General features: G+C 74.2%; 20 protein-coding genes. 17 read left to right on the top strand and 3 right to left on the bottom strand.

Annotation, left to right across the window (positions count from 1 at the left end; genetic code table 11):
* Positions 1-27: 27 nt before the first annotated feature.
* The gene (locus JOE63_RS18330) at positions 28-897 is read right to left on the bottom strand and encodes an SGNH/GDSL hydrolase family protein (RefSeq protein WP_374059056.1); all 870 of its coding nucleotides are present in this window, start codon (positions 895-897) and stop codon (positions 28-30) included.
* A gap of 148 nt (positions 898-1045) precedes the next feature.
* Positions 1046-1705: a uracil-DNA glycosylase gene (locus JOE63_RS18325; protein WP_307840327.1), complete on the bottom strand. Its 660-nt coding sequence runs from the start codon at positions 1703-1705 to the stop codon at positions 1046-1048.
* Positions 1706-1967: 262 nt separating this feature from the next.
* Between JOE63_RS18325 and JOE63_RS18320 the strand changes: the two genes are divergently transcribed.
* From JOE63_RS18320 to JOE63_RS18305, 4 genes are all read left to right on the top strand, one after another.
* Positions 1968-2288 carry a DUF3263 domain-containing protein gene (locus tag JOE63_RS18320; protein ID WP_087469826.1) on the top strand — a complete coding sequence of 107 codons (321 nt, stop codon included), beginning with the start codon at positions 1968-1970 and terminating at the stop codon, positions 2286-2288.
* Between the two features lie 79 nt (positions 2289-2367).
* Positions 2368-3018: a LytR C-terminal domain-containing protein gene (locus tag JOE63_RS21750; RefSeq protein WP_087469825.1), complete on the top strand. Its 651-nt coding sequence runs from the start codon at positions 2368-2370 to the stop codon at positions 3016-3018.
* 180 nt (positions 3019-3198) lie between these two features.
* Positions 3199-3402 (top strand): cold-shock protein, encoded by a 204-nt coding sequence (locus JOE63_RS18310; protein WP_087469824.1) that lies wholly within the window; start codon positions 3199-3201, stop codon positions 3400-3402.
* 19 nt (positions 3403-3421) lie between these two features.
* On the top strand, positions 3422-4921 hold the full coding sequence (locus JOE63_RS18305; RefSeq protein WP_204542935.1) for a phytoene desaturase family protein: 1500 nt from the start codon (positions 3422-3424) through the stop codon (positions 4919-4921).
* A 45-nt stretch (positions 4922-4966) separates the two neighbouring features.
* On the opposite strand, the gene JOE63_RS18300 is transcribed toward JOE63_RS18305, so the two are convergent.
* On the bottom strand, positions 4967-6433 hold the full coding sequence (locus JOE63_RS18300; protein ID WP_374059055.1) for a glycoside hydrolase family 15: 1467 nt from the start codon (positions 6431-6433) through the stop codon (positions 4967-4969).
* A 292-nt stretch (positions 6434-6725) separates the two neighbouring features.
* On the opposite strand from JOE63_RS18300, the gene groL reads away from it, so the two are divergent.
* The 13 genes from groL (at position 6726) to urtE (ending at position 20188) form a co-directional block, all read left to right on the top strand.
* Positions 6726-8351, top strand: a complete 1626-nt coding sequence (gene groL, locus JOE63_RS18295; RefSeq protein WP_087469821.1) for a chaperonin GroEL — start codon at positions 6726-6728, stop codon at positions 8349-8351.
* Between the two features lie 200 nt (positions 8352-8551).
* Positions 8552-8854 (top strand): urease subunit gamma, encoded by a 303-nt coding sequence (locus tag JOE63_RS18290; protein WP_087469820.1) that lies wholly within the window; start codon positions 8552-8554, stop codon positions 8852-8854.
* A 50-nt stretch (positions 8855-8904) separates the two neighbouring features.
* Positions 8905-9363 carry an urease subunit beta gene (ureB, locus tag JOE63_RS21180; RefSeq protein ID WP_239576756.1) on the top strand — a complete coding sequence of 153 codons (459 nt, stop codon included), beginning with the start codon at positions 8905-8907 and terminating at the stop codon, positions 9361-9363.
* 3 nt (positions 9364-9366) lie between these two features.
* On the top strand, positions 9367-11085 hold the full coding sequence (locus JOE63_RS18285) for an urease subunit alpha (protein ID WP_239576755.1): 1719 nt from the start codon (positions 9367-9369) through the stop codon (positions 11083-11085).
* Between the two features lie 3 nt (positions 11086-11088).
* Positions 11089-11994: an urease accessory UreF family protein gene (locus tag JOE63_RS18280; protein WP_239576754.1), complete on the top strand. Its 906-nt coding sequence runs from the start codon at positions 11089-11091 to the stop codon at positions 11992-11994.
* Between the two features lie 4 nt (positions 11995-11998).
* Positions 11999-12796 (top strand): urease accessory protein UreG, encoded by a 798-nt coding sequence (gene ureG, locus JOE63_RS18275; protein ID WP_204543827.1) that lies wholly within the window; start codon positions 11999-12001, stop codon positions 12794-12796.
* Positions 12797-12812: 16 nt separating this feature from the next.
* Positions 12813-13817, top strand: a complete 1005-nt coding sequence (locus JOE63_RS18270; protein ID WP_087472517.1) for an urease accessory protein UreD — start codon at positions 12813-12815, stop codon at positions 13815-13817.
* Position 13818: 1 nt separating this feature from the next.
* Positions 13819-14868 (top strand): energy-coupling factor ABC transporter permease, encoded by a 1050-nt coding sequence (locus tag JOE63_RS18265; protein WP_204542932.1) that lies wholly within the window; start codon positions 13819-13821, stop codon positions 14866-14868.
* 223 nt (positions 14869-15091) lie between these two features.
* Positions 15092-16357 carry an urea ABC transporter substrate-binding protein gene (gene urtA / locus JOE63_RS18260; RefSeq protein ID WP_087469817.1) on the top strand — a complete coding sequence of 422 codons (1266 nt, stop codon included), beginning with the start codon at positions 15092-15094 and terminating at the stop codon, positions 16355-16357.
* A gap of 102 nt (positions 16358-16459) precedes the next feature.
* Entirely contained in the window at positions 16460-17344 is an 885-nt protein-coding gene (gene urtB / locus JOE63_RS18255) for an urea ABC transporter permease subunit UrtB (protein WP_087469816.1), read from the top strand.
* Entirely contained in the window at positions 17341-18579 is a 1239-nt protein-coding gene (urtC, locus tag JOE63_RS18250) for an urea ABC transporter permease subunit UrtC (RefSeq protein ID WP_087469815.1), read from the top strand. Before urtB ends, urtC begins: the two co-directional genes overlap by 4 nt.
* Positions 18576-19496 (top strand): urea ABC transporter ATP-binding protein UrtD, encoded by a 921-nt coding sequence (gene urtD / locus JOE63_RS18245; protein WP_087469814.1) that lies wholly within the window; start codon positions 18576-18578, stop codon positions 19494-19496. The genes urtC and urtD overlap by 4 nt, the downstream gene beginning before the upstream one ends.
* Complete coding sequence (gene urtE / locus JOE63_RS18240) at positions 19496-20188, top strand: urea ABC transporter ATP-binding subunit UrtE (RefSeq protein WP_204542930.1); 693 nt, start codon at positions 19496-19498, stop codon at positions 20186-20188. Before urtD ends, urtE begins: the two co-directional genes overlap by 1 nt.
* The last annotated feature ends 21 nt before the right edge of the window (positions 20189-20209 follow it).

The raw sequence follows: 20209 nt of genomic DNA, 5'->3' as shown, positions 1-20209 counted from the left end.
CTCCTCGACCCGTCGGCCCGACCGCGCTCAGTCCTCCGCGAGCGGGACGGGCAGGAGGTCGGGGGCCTTGGGGAGCCGCCCGTCGCCCGACGACGTCCCCGTGAGGCGACGCTGCGCCCACGGCACGACGTGCGCGCGCAGCCACTGCGCGTTCTGGCGCGCGCGGTCGATGACCGGCGACGGCGGGAGCGGGGTGAGCGGGTCGTCCCACGCCGCGTCGTCGGGCGCGAGGCCCAGCCCGACGAGCGCGGCCTGCGCGACGCGCCGGTGGCCCTCGGGCGTGAGGTGGATGCGGTCCTCGGACCACATGCGCCAGTCCTGCAGCGCGCGCATGCCCCACAGGTCGAGCACGTGCGCGCCCTGTCGGCGCGCGATCGACCAGACGTGCGCGTTGAACACCCCCACGCGCGGGCGCGTGAGGCCGACGAGCGGCGAGCTGGAGGCGTCGAAGCCCGTGCCGAGGAGCACGTCGATCCCCGCTGCGCGCAGCCGGGCGACGGCGTGCTCGAGGTTGCGCGCGAGGCGGTCGACGTCGGCGCCCGGCCGGAGGATGTCGTTGCCGCCACCGATGAGGCTCACGAGGTCGGGCCGCAGCTCGAGCGCCGTCGGGACCTGCTCGGTGAGGATGGAGCGGAGCTTGCGCCCGCGGATCGCCAGGTTGCCGTAGCGCAGCGGGTCGGCGCCCGCCTCGACCCGCCGGAGGGCCAGGTGCTGGGCGAGGAGGTCGGCCCAGCCGCGCTGGTGGTCGTCCTCCCCGGGGTACGGGTCCCACAGGCCTTCGGTGAACGAGTCGCCGATCGCGAGGTAGCTCGTCCAACGGGGCGGTGCGGCGTCGGGGCGGGAGTCGTCGGAGGCGTCACCGGCCAGGGGAGTGGTCGTCGGGTTCTGCGTCGTCACCCGCCCATTCTGCTCCTCCCGGACCGTGCCCCAGGGGACCGCGCCGGGCCACGATCATGCGATCGCTGCCCGCCGAGCACGTGGTCATGGCCCGACGCACGGCGGGGACGCGATGCCACCGCACGCTCGGCGTCGAGACGGTTCTGGGCTACGCCGTCGGGAGGGTCCAGTCGACGGGGGTGGCGCCCTGGGCGACGAGGAGCTCGTTGACGCGGGAGAACGGGCGGGAGCCGAAGAAGCCCCGGCGGGCCGAGAGCGGGCTGGGGTGGGCGCTCGCGACGACGGGGGTGTCGCCGAGCATCGGGCGCAGCGTCGCGGCGTCGCGGCCCCACAGGATCGCGACGAGCGGGGCGTCGCGGGCGACGAGCGCGCGGATCGCGGCCTCCGTGACGGCCTCCCAGCCCTGGCCGCGGTGCGAGCCGGGCTCGCCCGGGCGGACCGTGAGCACCCTGTTGAGGAGCATGACGCCCTGGTCGCTCCACGCGGTGAGGTCGCCGTTGGCGGGCGTCGGTGCGCCGACGTCGTCCGCGAGCTCGGCGAAGATGTTCTGGAGCGAGCGCGGCACGGGCCGCACGTGCGGCTGCACCGAGAACGACAGCCCCATGGGGTGCCCCGGGGTGGGGTAGGGGTCCTGCCCCACCACGAGCACGCGCACGTCCGCGAGCGGCCGCGAGAACGCGTTGAGGATCGCCGACGGCGCGGGCAGGTACTCGCGTCCGGCCGCGACCTCCGCACGCAGGAAGTCCCCGGTCGCGTGGAGCTGCGGCTCGACGGGCGCGAGGGCCTCGGCCCAGTCGGGCGCCATGATGCTCGCGAGCGGGGGGCGGGGGCTCGGCGTCGGAGGGGTGACGGCCGGGGTGCTCGCCGGGTCGACGTCGACGGGCTGGGCGGGTGCGCTCTCCACGACCCCGAGCCTAACCGGCCCGCGGAGCGCCTCGGCAGGCACTCGGGAGACTCTCGGAAGACGTCGGCGGAGACGAATGACACGCGTGTGGTTCGTGCGTACGCTGAGAGGTGGCCGTGCGCCGGGGTGCGCAGGTCTGGTGACGAGAGAGTGCAGGGAGGGAACGATGAGCGAGGCGGCGTACGTGCTCGACGGACCCGACGCGGTCGGCGACCCGACCGTCCAGGAGGACCCGTCGTCGGGCCTGAGCGAGCGGGACCAGGAGATCCTGGCGTTCGAGCGGCAGTGGTGGAAGTACTCGGGCGCCAAGGAGCAGGCGGTGCGCGAGCTGTTCGACATGACCGCGACGCGCTACTACCAGGTGCTCAACGCGCTCATCGACTCCCCGGCGGCGCTCGCGCACGACCCCATGCTCGTCAAGCGGCTGCGCCGGATGCGTTCGACCAGGCAGCGGGCTCGCACGGCCCGCCGGCTCGAAGGTCTCTGACGTGCTGGCCGCCCTCGCCCGTGAAGTCCGGGCGAACTGGGCGTTTATCCAACGGGCCTGACCGGGCTACCCTGTCGCCGTGACGAAGAGCCGCTACCCCTACGCGCCCGACGAGTTCGACGCGCCCGCGCAGCAGGGCTCCCCCGTGGGGGTGCACCGCACGCCGCGCAGCGGGTGGAGCAAGACGTGGCCGTTCCTGCTGGTCGCCGTCGTCTTCGCCGGGCTCGCGTACGGGGGCGTCGCGCTGCTGTCGGACAACGGCGCGACCGAGAACCCGCCGCAGGCGCAGTCCACGGACCCCGCCGCGGAGGAGACCGAGGCGCCGCCCGCCGACGAGACCGAGGAGTCTCCGGCGACCGAGGAGCCCCCGGCGGCCGAGGAGCCGCCCGTCGACGAGACCCCCGCGGCGCCCGACCTCGCCACGCTCATGGCAGCCGCCGACACGTCGGCCAGCGTCCGCGTCCTCAACGCCAGCGGCATCGGCGGCGAGGCAGGCAAGGGCCGCGACGCGCTCACGAGCCAGGGTTTCACGAACGTCGAGGCCGCGGACTACGAGGGCGACCCGGACGAGGTCGCGGCGACCACGGTCTGGTACGGCGAGGACCGCAGCGACAGCGCCGCAGCCGTGGCGGCGATCCTCGGGATCCCGGCCGAGCAGGTGAGTCAGCAGACTCTCCGAGCCGGTGACGTGGTGGTCATCGTCAAGTCGGAGCTCACGCCCGTCGGCTGACGACGGCGTGGTCCGCTCGCGGCGAATCGTGGTGGCACCGGTGTGACCTGCTCGTTCGCTTCGCCGCCTGCCCGTCGCAGACACGTGTTCGACCTTCCGCGGACGCCACGGTCGGGCTAGGCTCGGGCTACCACGGGGCGGGGGTCGCCTCGCGGGCGACGATGCACGAGGAGAACGTCAATGGCTCAGGGCACCGTGAAGTGGTTCAACTCCGAGAAGGGCTACGGGTTCATCACGCCCGAGTCCGGCGGGCAGGACCTCTTCGTGCACTTCAGCGCGATCCAGACCGACGGCTACCGCACACTCGAGGAGGGTCAGGCGGTCGAGTTCGAGCTCGGCCAGGGCACCAAGGGCCCGCAGGCCGAGCAGGTGCGGCCCCTCTGACGCCGCCGGTGAGGGTCGCGTGACGGAGAACCTCGACGCCGTCGTCGTCGGTTCGGGCCCCAACGGGCTGGCCGCCGCCGTGACTCTCGCACGTGCCGGTCTGGCCGTGCGCGTCCTCGAGGCGCAGCCGACGATCGGTGGCGGCTCCCGCACGCTCGATCTCGGTCTGGCGGACGGGGTCGTGCACGACGTGTGCTCGGCCGTGCACCCGATGGCGTGGGCGTCGCCGTTCTTCGAGGCGTTCGACCTGCGCGCGCGGGGAGTGGAGCTGCTCGTGCCCGGGGTGTCGTACGCGCAGCCCCTCGACGGGGGCCGCGCGGGCATCGCGTACCACGACCTCGATCGCACGGCGGAGCGGCTGGGCGTCGACGGCGCCGCCTGGCGTGGGCTGCTCGGCCCGCTGGCGGCGGGCTGGCGCGACGTCGTCGCGCTCGCCCTCGGGGACAAGCGCTCGGTCCCCGGGCGTGCGCTGACGCCCGGCGGTGCCGCGGTCGCCGCGCGGTTCGGCGCCGCCGTCCTCGAGCAGGGGAGCGCGGCCTGGGGCCGACGCTTCCGGACCGAGGAGGCGGGGGCGCTGCTCACGGGCGTCGCGGCCCACGCGATCTCCCGTCTGCCGTCTCTGGCTGCCGCGGGGACGGCGCTCCTGCTCGCCTCGCTCGGCCACGCGCCGGGCGGCTGGCCGCTGCCGCGAGGCGGGTCGGGCGCGATCGTCGCGGCACTCCTGGACGACCTGCGCGCGCACGGCGGCGAGGTCGTCACCGGCCACCGGGTCGGTGCGCTCGCCGACCTGCCGCGTGCGCGGGCGTACGTCTTCGACACCGTGCCCGGCGTCGTCGCGGACGTGTTCGGCGACCGCCTGTCGCCGCGGGCGGAGTGGGCCTTGCGGCGGTTCCGGCACGGCGACGCGGCCGCGAAGGTCGACCTGGTGCTCTCCGGGCCGGTCCCGTGGGCGGACCCGGAGGTGGGGCGGGCCGGGACGGTGCACGTCGGCGGCACGCGCGCCGAGATGGCGCGCGCGGAGTCGGTCGTCGCGGCCGGTCGGCACGCGGTGCGGCCGATGGTCCTCGCGAGCGACCCGACCGTCGTCGACCCGGGGCGTGCCGTGGGCGGCCTGCGGCCGCTGTGGACGTACGCGCACGTGCCCGCCGGCTCGACGCGCGACCTGACCGAGGACGTCCTCGGGCAGCTCGAACGGTTCGCCCCGGGGGTCCGGGACCTCGTCGTGGCGTCCCGTTGCGTGCCCGCCGCCGAGATGGCCGCGCACGACGAGAGCTACGTCGGCGGCGACATCGCGGGCGGCGCGGTGAGCATGTGGCAGATGGTCGCGCGCCCGACGCCCCGGCTCGACCCGTACGCCGTCGGGCTGGAGGGCGTGTACCTGTGCTCGGCGTCGACGCCGCCCGGGCCGGGCGTGCACGGGCTCGGCGGCTGGAACGCCGCGCGGCGCGTGCTGCGCCGGGAGTTCGACGTCCGCGCGGAGCCCGATCTGGCGCCGACGTCGGACGTGGGCGCCAGGTAGCGCTCGCGGTCCGCGTCCACGCCTCTACCTCAGGCGACCGCGCCTCTACCTCGCCGGGTCGGCGGTGGTCGTGTCGAGCTCCACGAGAGCGAGGACGACGAGGGCCGAGCTCCAGGAGAGCGGTGCGACGGCCGCCGGGGACCCGTCCGCGAGGACCTTCTCCGGGATCGCGCCGGACGCGGTGCGGTGGTCGTCGACCCAGCGGAGCCACTCCTGGGCGTCGGCCCGGTCCTCCGGGTCCGACGACGCCGCCGCGGTGAGCGCGTAGAGCGTCGTCTGCGGCGTCCAGGAGATGCCGTCCTCGCGCCAGCCCGCCCCGGGCGCGAGCCCTCCGGCAGGGCGCAGCATCTCGGTGACGGACGCGCGCCACGCGACGTCGGCCCCCGCGAGCGGCTCCGGCTGGAACGGTGGCAGCATGAACGCGGTCGACGCGTCGCGCGCGCCGCCGGTCACGTGGCGCGGGTAGCCCTGCGACCCGAACGACCGCTCGACGGCCATGCGCAGCCGTGCGGCGGCCACCGTCGCGTCGGTGGCGCGGTCGTCCTCGCCCGACGCGGAGTAGACGTCGGCCGCGGCCTCGAGCCCGGCGAGCAGGGGGCCGGCGGTGCCGAGGGTGAGCGCCGTCGGCTCGACCTCCCAGTAGTCGCTCGACGGCGGGGGCAGCGGGTCCTCGCCGTCAACCAGGGAGAGCGCGTGGTCGGTCGCGGCGTCGACGAGGGGTCGCAGCTCCGCGGTGACCTCGCGCTGCTCGGCGGGGGGCGTCTCCTCAAGCACGACGTCGGCCGCCCACAGGACCCAGCCGACGCCGTCGGACTGGAGGCCGCGGTCGTCGGGCACGCCCGAGCCGTCGGGCAGGTAGCGCGCGTGGAACGACCCGTCCTCCTCCTGGACGCGGGAGAGGAACCCGAGGACGTCGCGGGCGTCGTCGACGTGCCCGGTGCGCGCGAACGCCGCGGCGGCGAACGACGCGTCGCGCGGCCACACGTAGCGCCACTTGGGCGAGGCGGCGGCGAGCGCGGCACCGTCGTCGAGGGTGAGGGCGCGCAGGTCGAGGAGCGCGGCCTCGCCGAGCGCGGCGAACGGCCCGTCCGCGCCGGGGACGACGCCGGACGCGAGCCACGCGCGCGACGCGGCGGCGGCGTCCTGCGCCCGCCCGGTGTCGAGGAGCGCCGACGCGTCGAGCCGGGCGCCGGCGACCTGCGCGAGCCGGTCGGCCTCGCCGTCCGCGGGGTCGACGCCGTCTGCGAGCGCGGCCGGGTTGAGCGCCGCGGGGTCGAGCACGCGGCTGCCGGGGAGGTACGTCGCCGCGGCCCCGGGGGCGAGGCGCAGGACCGCGGTGCCGCCGTCGGGCCCGGTCGAGACGGCGACGCCGTCCTGGTACAGGTCGATGTGCTCGCCCGTGGGGGCGGCGACGGCGGTCGCGGCGGTGAGGCCGAGGGCAGGGACCAGCACGAAGCCGGCCAGGGCTGCTGCGAGGCGCCACGACGGTGTTGCGCGGATCACACCGCGCATCCTAAGGGGGCCGCGCGGCACGGCGGGTTTCGCCCGTCGCGATACGGGGCAGGGCCGCGAGGGGCTGTCTTGCACTCGCACCCTGAGAGTGCCAATAATGGCGTTAGCACTCTCGTCATGAGAGTGACAGAAGTGACCAGCGCAGGCAGCCGCTCACCGCGGGTGCGGCGCAACCCACCAGGTCGACAGGTGAGGCCCGCCCCGGCGGCGTGACATGAACGCCGCCCGTCGCGGGCCGTCCGTCGCGGGCGCCGGCCGACCGCCACACGCCACCAGCGGAGGATCATTCCCCATGGCCAAGATCATCGCCTTCGACGAGGAGGCTCGTCGGAGCATGGAGCGAGGGCTCAACATCCTCGCCGACACCGTCAAGGTCACCCTCGGCCCCAAGGGCCGCAACGTCGTGCTCGACAAGAAGTGGGGCGCGCCGACCATCACCAACGACGGCGTCTCCATCGCCAAGGAGATCGAGCTCGAGGACCCGTACGAGAAGATCGGTGCGGAGCTCGTCAAGGAGGTCGCCAAGAAGACCGACGACGTCGCGGGTGACGGCACCACCACCGCGACCGTGCTCGCCCAGGCGCTCGTGCGCGAGGGCCTGCGCGTCGTCGCGGCCGGCGCCAACCCGATCGCCGTCAAGCGCGGCATCGAGAAGGCCGTCGACGCGGTGACCGAGCAGCTGCTCAACGCCGCCAAGGAGATCGAGACCAAGGAGGAGATCGCCGCCACGGCCGCCATCTCCGCCGGCGACCCCGCGATCGGCGAGCTCATCGCCGAGGCCCTCGACAAGGTGGGCAAGGAGGGCGTCATCACGGTCGAGGAGTCGAACACGTTCGGCCTCGAGCTCGAGCTCACCGAGGGCATGCGCTTCGACAAGGGCTTCCTCGCGCGCTACTTCGAGACGGACCCCGAGCGCCAGGAGGCCGTGCTCGAGGACCCGTACGTCCTCATCGTCGAGTCCAAGATCGCGAACGTGAAGGACCTGCTCCCGGTCCTCGACCAGGTCATGAAGGCCGGCCGCTCGCTCCTCATCATCGCCGAGGACGTCGAGGGCGAGGCGCTCGCGACCCTGGTGCTCAACAAGATCCGTGGCACGTTCAAGTCCGTCGCCGTCAAGGCCCCGGGCTTCGGCGACCGTCGCAAGGCCATGCTCCAGGACATCGCGATCCTCACCGGCGGCCAGGTCATCACCGAGACGGTGGGCCTCAAGCTCGAGAACGCGACGCTGGACCTGCTCGGCCAGGCGCGCAAGGTCGTCGTCACCAAGGACGAGACCACGATCGTCGAAGGTGCGGGCGACGCCGACCTGATCCAGGGTCGCGTCAACCAGATCCGTGGCGAGATCGAGAAGTCGGACTCCGACTACGACCGCGAGAAGCTCCAGGAGCGCCTCGCGAAGCTCGCCGGCGGCGTCGCCGTCATCAAGGCGGGTGCCGCGACGGAGGTCGAGCTCAAGGAGCGCAAGCACCGCATCGAGGACGCCGTGCGCAACGCGAAGGCGGCCGTCGAGGAGGGCATCGTCGCCGGTGGTGGCGTCGCGCTCATCCAGGCCGGTGCCGTGGCGTTCGAGAAGCTCGAGCTCGAGGGCGACGAGGCGACCGGTGCGCAGATCGTGCGCGCCGCGATCGACGCCCCGCTCAAGCAGATCGCCGTCAACGCGGGCCTCGAGGGTGGCGTCGTCGCGGAGAAGGTGCGCAACCTCCCCGCCGGCCAGGGCCTCAACGCCGCGACCGGTGTGTACGAGGACCTCCTCGCCGCCGGCGTGAACGACCCGGTCAAGGTCACGCGCTCCGCGCTCCAGAACGCCGCCTCCATCGCGGCGCTCTTCCTCACGACCGAGGCCGTCGTCGCCGACAAGCCGGAGAAGACCCCGGCCATGCCGGGTGGCGACGGTGGCATGGGCGGCATGGACTTCTGATCCACGCCTGACCCTCTCCCGGCCTGGCCGGGAGGTCGCAGGACATCGAAGGCCGTCGGCCGGGTTCGCCCGGTCGGCGGCCTTCGTCGTGCCCGCGGGTGGTCGTCCTGACGGACGTCGCGCCCGGGGATCGTCGCGGTACACGGACGTATAACGCGGTGTATACACGCCGGAAACGAACGCGCGGCAGGATCGCGGCCATGCACCTGACGCCCGCGGACACCGAGAAGCTGCTGCTCGCCGTCGCGGGCATGGTCGCGCGCGACCGGCGCGAGCGCGGCGTGCTGCTCAACTACCCCGAGACGGTCGCCCTGCTCACGACGTGGGTGATCGAGCGGGCGCGCGAGGGAGCGAGCGTCGAGGAGCTCATGGTCTCCGGGCGCGCGGTGCTCGGCCGCGACGACGTGATGGACGGGGTCGCGGAGATGCTGCCCGACGTCCAGGTCGAGGCGACGTTCCCCGACGGGCGCAAGCTCGTCACCATCCACCAGCCGATCGCCTGACCCGGCCCGGTCCGGCGCACGCACGAGGCTCAGCGAGAGCGAGGCGACACATGGCAGGCATCAGCACGAGCGGTCCGGGCGCGGTCCGGCTGAAGCGCGGCACCGAGGACGTGCCCGTCGTCCTCAACGCCGACCGCACCGACGACGAGCGCGTGACGCTGGTCGTGACGAACACCGGGGACCGCCCGGTCCAGATCGGATCCCACCTCCACCTGCCCGACGCCAACGCCGCGCTCGCGTTCGACCGCACCGCCGCGCACGGGTTCCGGCTCGACGTCCCGTCCGGCACGTCGCGCCGCTTCGAGCCGGGCGCCTCCGCGGAGGTCGAGGCCGTCGCCCTCCGGGGACGACGCCGTGTTCCGGGCCTCCAGCGCGGCAAGCCCGACGGCGGGGCGCTGGACCGCGCGACCGAGCCTGCCGAACCCGGGGTCGCTCCCCAGCGGCGGCCGGACGTGGGGACCGACCCAGGGCTCGGCACGCAGGTCCGGACCACCACCGAGGAGGACTGACGCATGGTCGCGATCTCGCGCGAGCGCTACGTCGCGCTGTACGGCCCGACGGCGGGCGACCAGGTGCGCCTCGGCGACACCGACCTGTGGATCGAGGTCGAGGAGGACCGCACGTTCGGGGGCGAGGAGGTGGTCTTCGGCGGCGGCAAGTCGATCCGCGAGTCGATGGCGCAGGGGTCGACGACCCGCGCCGAGGGCGCGCTCGACACGGTGGTCACGAACGCCGTCGTGCTGGACTGGTGGGGGATCGTCAAGGCGGACGTCGGGATCCGGGACGGGCGGATCGTCGCGCTCGGGCGCGCGGGCAACCCCGACGTCGCGGACGGGGTGCACCCGGACCTGCACATCGGGCCGAGCACGGACGTCGTGAGCGGGGAGGGCAAGATCCTCACCGCGGGCGGCATCGACTCGCACGTGCACCTCATCTCGCCGTCACAGGTGGTCGAGGCGCTCGCGACGGGCATCACGACCGTCGCGGGCGGCGGTACCGGACCGAGCGAGGGCACCAAGGCCACGACCGTCACGCCCGGGGCGTGGCACCTCGAGGCGATCCACCGCTCGCTCGACCGCCTCCCCGTGAACGTGCTGCTGCTCGGCAAGGGCAACACCGTGAGCGCGGAGGGGCTGCGCGAGCAGGCCTTGGCGGGCGCGGGCGGCTACAAGGTCCACGAGGACTGGGGGTCGACGCCGGCCGCGATCGACGCGGCCCTGAAGGCTGCCGAGGACTGGGGTCTCCAGGTCGCGCTGCACTCCGACTCGCTCAACGAGGCCGGGTTCGTCGAGTCGACGCTGCGCGCGATCGGCGGCCGCTCGATCCACGCGTTCCACGCCGAGGGCGCAGGCGGTGGCCACGCGCCCGACATCCTCACCGTCGCGAGCCACCCGAACGTCATCCCGGGGTCGACCAACCCGACCCTCCCGCACACGGTCAACACCGTCGCCGAGCACCTCGACATGCTCATGGTGTGCCACCACCTCAACCCGCAGGTCGCGGAGGACCTCGCGTTCGCGGAGTCGCGCATCCGCGGCACGACGATCGCCGCCGAGGACGTGCTCCACGACCTCGGTGCCATGTCCATCACGTCGTCCGACGCGCAGGCCATGGGCCGCATCGGCGAGGTCGTCACGCGCACGTGGCAGGTCGCGCACGTCATGAAGGCGCGGCGCGGCGCGCACCCCGGCGGCGCGCGCGGGCCGGAGCTGCCGGCGGACAACCTGCGCGCGCGCCGGTACGTCGCGAAGTACACGATCAACCCGGCGGTCGCGCACGGGATCGACGCGTACGTCGGGTCGGTCGAGCCGGGCAAGGTCGCCGACCTCGTGCTGTGGGAGCCCAAGTTCTTCGGGGTCCGGCCGAGCGTCGTCATGAAGGGCGGCGCGCTCGTGTGGGGCGCGCTCGGCGACCCCAACGCGTCCATCCCGTCACCGCAGCCCGTGCTCATGCGCCCGGCGCTCGCCGACGCGATCGGCGCGGACGTGTCCATGTCGTTCGTGTCGCCCGCCGCGCTCGACGACGGCCTGGAGGAGCGGCTCGGGCTCGCCCGGCAGCTCCTCCCGGTCGCGGACACCCGCGGCGTCGGCAAGGCGCAGATGAGGAACAACGACTACCTCCCGCAGATCGACATCGACCCGGAGTCCTTCGCGATCGAGGTCGACGGCGAGCTCGTCGTCCCCGCCCCCGCCGACCGGCTGCCGCTCGCACAGCTCTACTCGCTGTTCTGAGCCATGAGCGAGACGTGGGAGGTCGACGCGGAGGGACGCGCGGAGCTCATGCTCGCGCTGCTTGCGGACGCGCGCCTGCCGACCGGCGGGCACACGCAGTCCGCGGGCCTCGAGCCGGCGCTGCGGGCGGGGATGACGGCGGCACGCGTGCCCGACTACGTGCGTGCCCGGCTGGCCACCGTCACCCGGACCGAGGCGGCGACGGCGGTCGTCGCGCGGCATGTCGCGCTCGCGGCCGGTCCCGTGCCCGACGGCGCGGGGTCGCCTCCCGCGGGTGGCGCGCCGTCGGCTGGGGTGCTCGACGGTGGCTCGTCGCCCGCGGCGCGCGCGCTCGCCGACACGTGGCACGCGTGGGCGGCCCGGACGCCCTCGCCCGCGCTCCGGGAGACGTCGCAGCGGCTCGGCCGCGGCTACCTTCGGCTGCTGCGCCGCCTGTGGGCGGGGCATCCCGCCGTCGTCGCGCTGGACGAGGCGGCGTCGGTCGTCGCCGGCGAGCGCCGCGCGGAGCAGGCGCCCCCCGATCCCGGCTCCCTGGCCACGCCGGGCGACCGCGCGTCGTCGGGCCCCGGGAGCGCCCAGGGCGGCCGGGCGCGACGGGCGCCGCAGCCACCGCGACCGCTCGTGCTGGGCGTGACGGCCGCGTGCGCGGGGCTGTCCGCGCTGCAGGTCGCACGCCTCGTCGGGTATGAGGACGTGCAGACCGTCGCCGCGGCGACGCTCAAGCTCGAGCCCGTCGATCCGGTCGTCGCGACGGGCTGGGTGGTCGCGGCCCAGCCCGCGATCGACGCGCTCGCCCACGACGTCGCCCACCTGACCGACCCCCGCGCGATCCCTGCGCACGGCGCACCGCTCGTCGAGCAGTGGGCCGAGATCCACGCCCGTACCACCGAGAGGCTGTTCAGTGCCTGACAACCTGCCTGAGAACACGACCACCCGATCGCTGCGCCTCGGCGTCGCCGGACCCGTCGGCACGGGCAAGAGCTCGCTCATCGCGCTGCTGTGCCGCGAGCTGTCCGGCGTGCTGCAGCTCGGCGTCATCACCAACGACATCTACACCGACGAGGACGCGCGGTTCCTGCGCTCCGCGGGCGTGCTCGACCCCGAGCGCATCCGCGCGGTCGAGACCGGCGCCTGCCCGCACACCGCCATCCGTGACGACGTGACCGCCAACCTGCTCGCCGTCGAGGACCTCGAGGAGGACTTCGCGCCGCTCGACGTCGTGCTCGTCGAGTCGGGCGGCGACAACCTCACGGCGACGTTCTCACCGGCGCTCGTCGACGCGCAGATCTTCGTGCTCGACGTCGCGGGCGGCGGGGACGTCGCGCGCAAGGGCGGGCCGGGGATCGCCCGGGCGGACCTGCTCGTCGTCAACAAGACGGACCTCGCGCCGTACGTGGGCGTCGACGTGCCGCGGATGGTCCTCGACGCGACCGCCGCGCGCGACGGCGCCCCGGTGCTCGCTCTCTCACGCCTCGACCGCGAGTCGATCGACGCGCTCACCACGTGGGTGCAGACCCTCCTCGTGGCGCACCGCGCGGGCGCCCACGTGCCGCAGGACCCGGGACCGATGGCGCCGCACTTCCACGCGGACGAGGACGGCAACGGTGTCCTCCACACGCACGACGACGGCGACGCCGCGCACTCCCACCTGCACGACCACGCGCACGGCGACGTGCCCGCGGAGCCGGTGGCCGCCGTCGGGCGCGACTGAGGGCGACGGGGCGCTGATGGACGACGTGACGCGCGTCGGCGCGTACCGGGAGGCGGGACGCGTGCGGTGCGACCTGCGCCCCGGCGCGCTGAGCCCGCGCGTCCTGTCCACCGGTCCGGGGACCGCGCGGGTGGCGCTCGTGGCCACGCGTGCGCTGCTCCTCGGCGGCGACCGCGTGCGCGTCGAGGTGCACGTGGGGGAGGGCGTCGAGCTCGAGCTCGTCGAGGTGTCGGGCACCGTCGCGTACGCCGGGCGCGGCCGGTCGGCCTCGTGGGACGTGGACGTCCGGGTCGACGCCGGCGGGCTCCTCGTGTGGGACGCGCTGCCGTTCGTCGTGGCGGACGGGGCCGACGTCGAGCGCGCCACACGCGTCTCGCTCGCCGACGGCGGAGCGCGGGGCGAGCGGGGCGCCGTGCTGCTGCGCGAGACGCTCGTCCTGGGGCGCTCGGGAGAGGCGGGCGGCCGGCTGCGGACGAGCACGCGCGTCGACCTGTCGCCACCCGGTGCCACCCGGACGTCCCGCGGTGCCGGTGGGACCGGTGAGTCCGCGGCGCCGGACGGGTCGGGACCCCCATGGCGGAGCGACCCGGCACGGCCGGAGCACGTGCGCGAGCTCTTCGTCGAGGACCTCGACCTCGGCGACGACCGCACCCTGCCCGGAATCCTCGGCGACCTGCGCGTCGTCGACTCGGTGCTGTGCCTCGGCACCCGGCCGCCCGCGTCCGCCCCGCTCTCCGACGCGACCACCGCGCCTCGCCGCCCGCCGCTCCGGACGTCCGCTCCTGTCGGGCCGCTGCGGCTCGACCTCGACGGACCCGGCGCGATCGGCCGCCACCTCGGCGCGAGCACCCACGACGCCGGGATCGACGCCGTCGTGGCGGCCTGGACGACGGCGGTGCGTCGCGCGCACGCCGCCCGAGCCGCCGACCGACCTGGTGACGCGCCGCCGCCCGTCCGGGGCGCGCCGTCGACCACCGACCACACCGACCGCCGCACGACACTGCTGACGACAGGAGCCTGACATGCACGTCCCCGACCACTTCCTCAACGACCCCACCTCGGCGACGACCGCCGTCGTCTCCCTCGCCGCCGTCGGCTACGCCGCGTACCGGGCGCGCGAGGACCTCACCCCGCGCCGCGTCGCGCTGACGGCCGCGACGACCGGGTTCGTCTTCGCCGTCCAGATGCTCAACTACCCCGTCGCGGCGGGCACGAGCGGGCACCTCATGGGCGGGGCGCTCGCCGCCGCGCTCGTCGGGCCGTGGCTCGGCGTGCTGTCCGTGACGCTCGTGCTGCTCGTCCAGGCGCTCGTCTTCGCCGACGGCGGGATCACCGCGCTGGGCACGAACGTGCTGCTCATGGCGGTGATCGGGACGCTCGTCGGCTGGGCGGTGACCCGCGGGGTGCTGCGGCTGACGCGCGGACGGGGTGCTGCGGCGGCCGCCGGGGCGGGGGCGCTCGCGAGCGTGCCCGCGTCCGCGGCGGTGTTCGCCGGGCTGTTCGCCGTCGGCGGGACCGTGCCGGTGCCGGTGGGCGAGCTCGTCGGCCAGATGCTCTCCGTGCACGCGGTCATCGGGCTCGGCGAGGCGCTCGTCACGGCGGGCGTCGTCGGTCTCGTGGTGGCCGTGGCCCCGGGCGTCGCGGCGGTCGACGGCGCGGCACGCTCCGCTGCGAGCCGCGCCGTCGCGCCCGACGCCGTGGCCTCGCACGCTGCGGCCGCCTCGCCCCGTGCTGTCGGGTCGCTCGCGGCAGCGCCGGTCGGTGCGGTGCGTCGCGCCGTGCTCGCGCTCGGGACGGGCGCGCTGCTCGCCGCGGTCGTCGTCTCGTCGTTCGCTGCGGCGACCCCGGACGGCCTCGAGGCGACGGCCGAGTCGGTCGGCTTCGCCGACGCGGCGCGCGACCACGCGTTCGCGGGGATGCCGCTCGCCGACTACGGCGAGGCCGGCGGGATCTTCGTCGGCGTCGCGGGCCTCGTGGGCGTGGCCCTCGTCGTCGCGCTCACGGCCGGGCTCCTCACCGCCGCCCTGCGCGCAACCGCCCGCCGCCGCGCGGCGACCGCACCGGCCGCGTGACCGGATCGTGACCGCGTGACACGTGCCGTTAACAGGACGGGCAGATCGGCCGAAACACGGCGTCACTAGCGTCGACACCAGTGGGCACCACCACGGGCACATGTACGTATACATGGCTGTACACGGTGTCTGCGGCGAGCGACCGCCTGCCCGGCGGCCGCCGGCCTCCTGCTGAGAAACCTGCGGAGAACTCCGCTGTGCGAACCTCGCTGAAAGGACTCTCGTGACACCTACACGCGCCACGACCCGTCTCGCCCCGGCTGCCGCTCTCGTCGCCCTCGCGCTCACGCTCACCGCGTGCGGCGCGAAGACGGAGACCGGCGACGGCGCGGGCGCCGCGACCAGCGCCGCCGAGAGCTGCGTCGACACGTCCGGCGACACCGTCAAGATCGGCTTCCTCAACTCGCTCTCCGGCACCATGGCGATCTCCGAGCAGACCGTCGCCGACTCGCTCGCCCTCGCGGCGGAGGAGATCAACGCCGACGGCGGCGTGCTCGGCAAGCAGCTCGAGATCGTCCAGGAGGACGGCCAGTCCGAGCCCACCGTCTTCGCCGAGAAGGCGGAGAAGCTCATCACGAGCGACTGCGTCGCCGCGGTGTTCGGCGGCTGGACCTCCGCGTCGCGCAAGGCGATGCTCCCCGTCTTCGAGGCCCAGGACTCGCTGCTGTTCTACCCGGTCCAGTACGAGGGCCTGGAGTCGTCGCCCAACATCTTCTACACCGGCGCGACGACCAACCAGCAGATCGTCCCCGCGCTCGACTACCTCAAGGAGCAGGGCGTCGAGTCGATCTTCCTCGTCGGGTCCGACTACGTCTTCCCGCGCACGGCGAACAAGATCATCAACGCCTACGCGGAGGCGAACGGCATCGAGGTCCTCGGCGAGGAGTACGCGCCGCTCGGCCACACCGACTTCTCCACGATCGTCAACAAGGTGAAGTCCGCCGGTGCCGACGCCGTGTTCAACACGCTCAACGGCGACTCCAACGTCGCGTTCTTCAAGGAGTACAAGAACGCCGGGCTCGGCCCGGACACCATGCCCGTCGTGTCGGTGTCGATCGCGGAGGAGGAGGTGGGCGGCGTCGGCGTCGAGAACGTCGAGGGCCAGCTCACCGCCTGGAACTACTACCAGACCATCGACAGCCCGGAGAACGCCACGTTCGTCGAGGCGTTCCAGGCGAAGTACGGCGCCGACCGCGTGACGTCGGACCCGATGGAGGCCGCGTACACGTCGCTGTACCTGTGGAAGGGCATGGTCGAGAAGGCCGAGTCGTTCGACGTCGCCGACGTCCAGGAGGCCGCCGACGGCGTGACCTTCGACGCGCCGGAGGGCTCCGTCACCGTGAACGGCGACAACCACCACATCGCCAAGACCGCGCTCATCGGCAAGATCGGCCCCGACGGCCTCATCTACACCGAGTGGAGCTCGGGCGAGCCGATCGAGCCCGACCCGTACCTCGAGGGCTACGACTGGGCCGAGGGCCTCTCCTGACCCCGTGAGTGCTGGGTATCTGTCGCCGCCGCGCCGTCGGGACGACAGATGCCCAGCACTCGAGCGGGGCCCTGTTCGCACTCACCGGAAGGCACGACGCCCATGGATGTGCTGTTCTCGCAGCTCTTCGCGGGACTGAGCCTCGGCTCCGTCCTGCTCCTCGCCGCCCTCGGGCTGGCGCTCACGTTCGGCCAGATGGGCGTCATCAACATGGCGCACGGCGAGTTCATGATGGCGGGCGCCTACACGGCGTTCGTCGTGCAGGGGGTCGTCGGGAACGCCGGCGTCTCGCTGCTCGTGTCGCTGCCGCTCGGGTTCCTCGTCGGCGGCCTGCTCGGCCTGCTCCTCGAGGCGACGCTCATCCACCGCATGTACAAGCGGCCGCTCGACACGCTCCTCGTCACGTGGGGCGTCGCGCTCGTGCTGCAGCAGGTCGCGCGCGACGTGTTCGGCGCCCCGAACGTGGACGTCCGCGCGCCGGCCTGGCTGAGCGGTGCCGTCGACCTGTTCGGCCTGGCCGTGCCGAAGACACGCGTGTTCATCCTCGCGCTCGCCGTCGTCGCGGTCGTCGCGCTGGCGGTCGTGCTCAAGGTGACGCCGCTCGGGCGGCGGATCCGCGCCGTCGTGCAGAACCGTGACCTCGCGGAGGCCAGCGGCGTCTCCACGCGGACCACGGACCGCCTGACCTTCTTCATCGGCTCGGGCCTCGCCGGGATCGCGGGCGTCGCGCTCACGCTCCTCGGGTCCGTCGGCCCGACGCTCGGCACGAGCTACATCGTCGACGCGTTCCTCGTCGTCGTCGCGGGCGGCATCGGGCAGATCAAGGGCACGGTCATCGCGGCGTTCGCGCTCGGGCTGCTGCAGGCGACGTTCGAGTACTCCACGACGGCGAGCATCGCCAAGGTGCTCGTGTTCGTCGTCATCGTCGTCTTCCTCCAGGTGCGACCCCAGGGCCTCGTGTCGGTCCGGACGAGGAGCCTTGCATGAGCGCCGTCACCACCGGGAGCACGTCCCGGCTCACCGCCCTGTACCGTTCCTCGCGCGCCCGCGTGATCGTCGGGTTCGCCGTCGCGGCGGTCCTGCTGTTCGCCGTCGCGCCCGCGACGCTCTCCACGTTCCGCCTCGGCCTGCTCGGCAAGTTCCTGTGCCTCGCGATGGTCGCGGTCGGCATCGGCCTCGCGTGGGGCCGGGGTGGGATGCTCACGCTCGGGCAGGGCGTGTTCTTCGGCCTCGGCGCGTACATCATGGCGATGCACCTCAAGCTCGCGGACGCCGGACCGGACGGCGTACCGGACTTCATGATGCTGTACGGCTCGGGCGAGGTGCCGGGCTGGTGGGAGCCGTTCCGGTCGCCGGTCGTGACGATCCTCGCCATCGCGGTCGTGCCCGCGGGCCTCGCCGCGCTGCTCGGGTTCGCCGTCTTCACGCGGCGCGTGCGCGGCGCGTACTTCGCGATCCTCTCGCAGGCGCTCGCCGCGGCGTTCGCCATCCTGCTCATCGGGCAGCAGGCGACGACGGGCGGCACCAACGGGCTCAACGGGTTCCGGTCGTTCTTCGGGTACGACCTCGCCGACCCCGTGAACAAGCGCATGCTCTTCTTCATCGCCGCCGGCGCCCTGCTCGTCATGGTCGCGATCGCGCGCCAGCTCATGGTGTCCCGGTTCGGCGAGCTGCTCGTCGCCGTGCGCGACCAGGAGAACCGCGTGCGGTTCCTCGGCTACGACCCGGCGAAGGTCAAGGTCGTCGCGTACGCCGTCGCGGCGTTCATGGCGGCGGTGGGCGGCGCGCTGTTCGTGCCGATCGTCGGGATCATCTCGCCGGCGGACGTGGGCGTCGTGCCGTCGATCGGGTTCCTCATCGGCGTTGCGATCGGCGGCCGGGCCACCCTGCTCGGTCCCGTGCTGGGCTCGATCGCGGTGAGCTGGGCGCAGACGAGCCTGTCCGAGACGTTCCCGTCCGGCTGGATCTACGCGCAGGGCGCGCTCTTCATCCTCGTCGTCGCGTTCCTGCCCGGCGGGCTCGCCGAGCTGTTCACGCGGTGGCGTCGCTCGCGCCCGGGTGCGGTGCCCGACGGCGGCGCACCCGCCCCGGCGGGTGGAGGAGCCTCGGACGGGAGCCACCCGGGCGCGACGCGCACGGGCGAGCCGGGCACCGGCGACCCGACCACCGAGGCGCCGACCGCCGTCGACCACGACCCCGCGACCACCGGGAGGACCGCATGACCACGCAACCCACGGGACCGGCGTCCGGCTCGGGCCCCGAGGCGGCGGGTGCCGCCGTCCTCGAGACCGGCGTCGCGGGCGACGGGCTCGACCTGGAGGCCGCGCAGTCCGTCCTCGGCGTCGACGACTCGCGCTTCCGGCACGACTACCTCGAGGTCCGCGGCCTGCGCGTCGAGTTCGACGGGTTCGTCGCCGTCCAGGGCGTCGACCTCACCGTCACCGCAGGGGACCTCCGGTTCCTCATCGGGCCCAACGGGGCGGGCAAGACGACGATCGTGGACGCGATCACGGGTCTCGCCAAGGCGTCGGGATCGGTGCAGTTCGGCGGGGTCGACCTGCTCGGCAGGAAGACGCACCGCATCGCCCGCGCGGGCGTCGGGCGCACGTTCCAGACGGCGAGCGTGTTCGAGGAGCTCAGCGTCCTGCAGAACCTCGACATCGCGGCGGGTGCACGGCGCGGTCCGCTCACGCTGCTCCGGCGGCGCAGCGGGACACCCGAGGCCGTCGAGCAGGCGCTCGAGACCGTCGGGCTCGCGCACCTGCGCGACGTCCAGGCGGGCATCCTCGCGCACGGGCAGAAGCAGTGGCTCGAGATCGGGATGCTGCTCGTCCAGGACGCCCGGCTGCTGCTGCTCGACGAGCCCGTCGCGGGCATGAGCCAGGCCGAGCGCGAGCAGACGGGCGAGCTGCTCCAGCGTATCGGCGCCCAGCGGACGGTCGTCGTCGTCGAGCACGACATGGAGTTCCTGCGGGCGTTCGCGTCCTCGGTGACCGTGCTGCACCTGGGCCAGGTGCTCGCCGAGGGCACGTACGCCGAGGTCCAGGCCGACCCGCGCGTCCAGGAGGTCTACCTGGGCAGCGCCGGCGCGACCCGCGGCGCACGGCGGCGCGCCACCACGAACGCCGAGGAGGCATGATGCTCGAGCTCACCGGACTGCACGCGGGCTACGGCCGGACCATGGTGCTGCACGGCGTCGACCTCACCGTCCCGGCGGGCGGCGTCGCCGCCGTGCTGGGGCACAACGGCGCCGGCAAGACGACGCTCCTGCGGACCGCGCTCGGGCTGCTCAGGGCCCGGTCGGGGAGCGTCGTGCTCGACGGCGAGGACGTCACCCGGCTGCCGACCCACCAGCGGGTGCGGCGCGGCCTCGCGTACGTGCCGCAGGGGCAGCAGTCGTTCGGCGACCTCACGGCACGCGAGAACCTCCAGCTCGTCGCCGACACGTCGCGCGAGGGGCCGCGGCGCCTCGACGAGGCGCTCGACCTGTTCCCGGCCCTGCGCGGGCTGCTCGGGCGGCGCGCCGGACTGCTGTCCGGCGGGCAGCGCCAGCAGCTCGCCATCGCGCGCGCCCTCATCACCGGACCGCGCGTGCTCGTCCTCGACGAGCCGACGGAAGGCATCCAGCCGTCCGTCGTCACGGAGATCGAGGACGCGATCCTCACCCTCACCGACGCCGGCGGGCTCTCGGTGCTGCTCGTCGAGCAGCACGTCGGGTTCGCGCTCGGCGCCGCGCGCGACTACGTCGTCCTGCAGTCCGGGCGCGTGACGAGCCGCGGGTCGGGCGGCGAGGCGGCCGAGGAGAGCGTCCGTGCGGCGATGGCCGTGTAGGCGGGGTGCGTCGTGCGGGAT

Source organism: Cellulosimicrobium cellulans, from assembly GCF_016907755.1.
Taxonomy (GTDB): domain Bacteria; phylum Actinomycetota; class Actinomycetes; order Actinomycetales; family Cellulomonadaceae; genus Cellulosimicrobium; species Cellulosimicrobium cellulans_D.
This window is presented reverse-complemented; position numbering and strand designations above follow the sequence as displayed.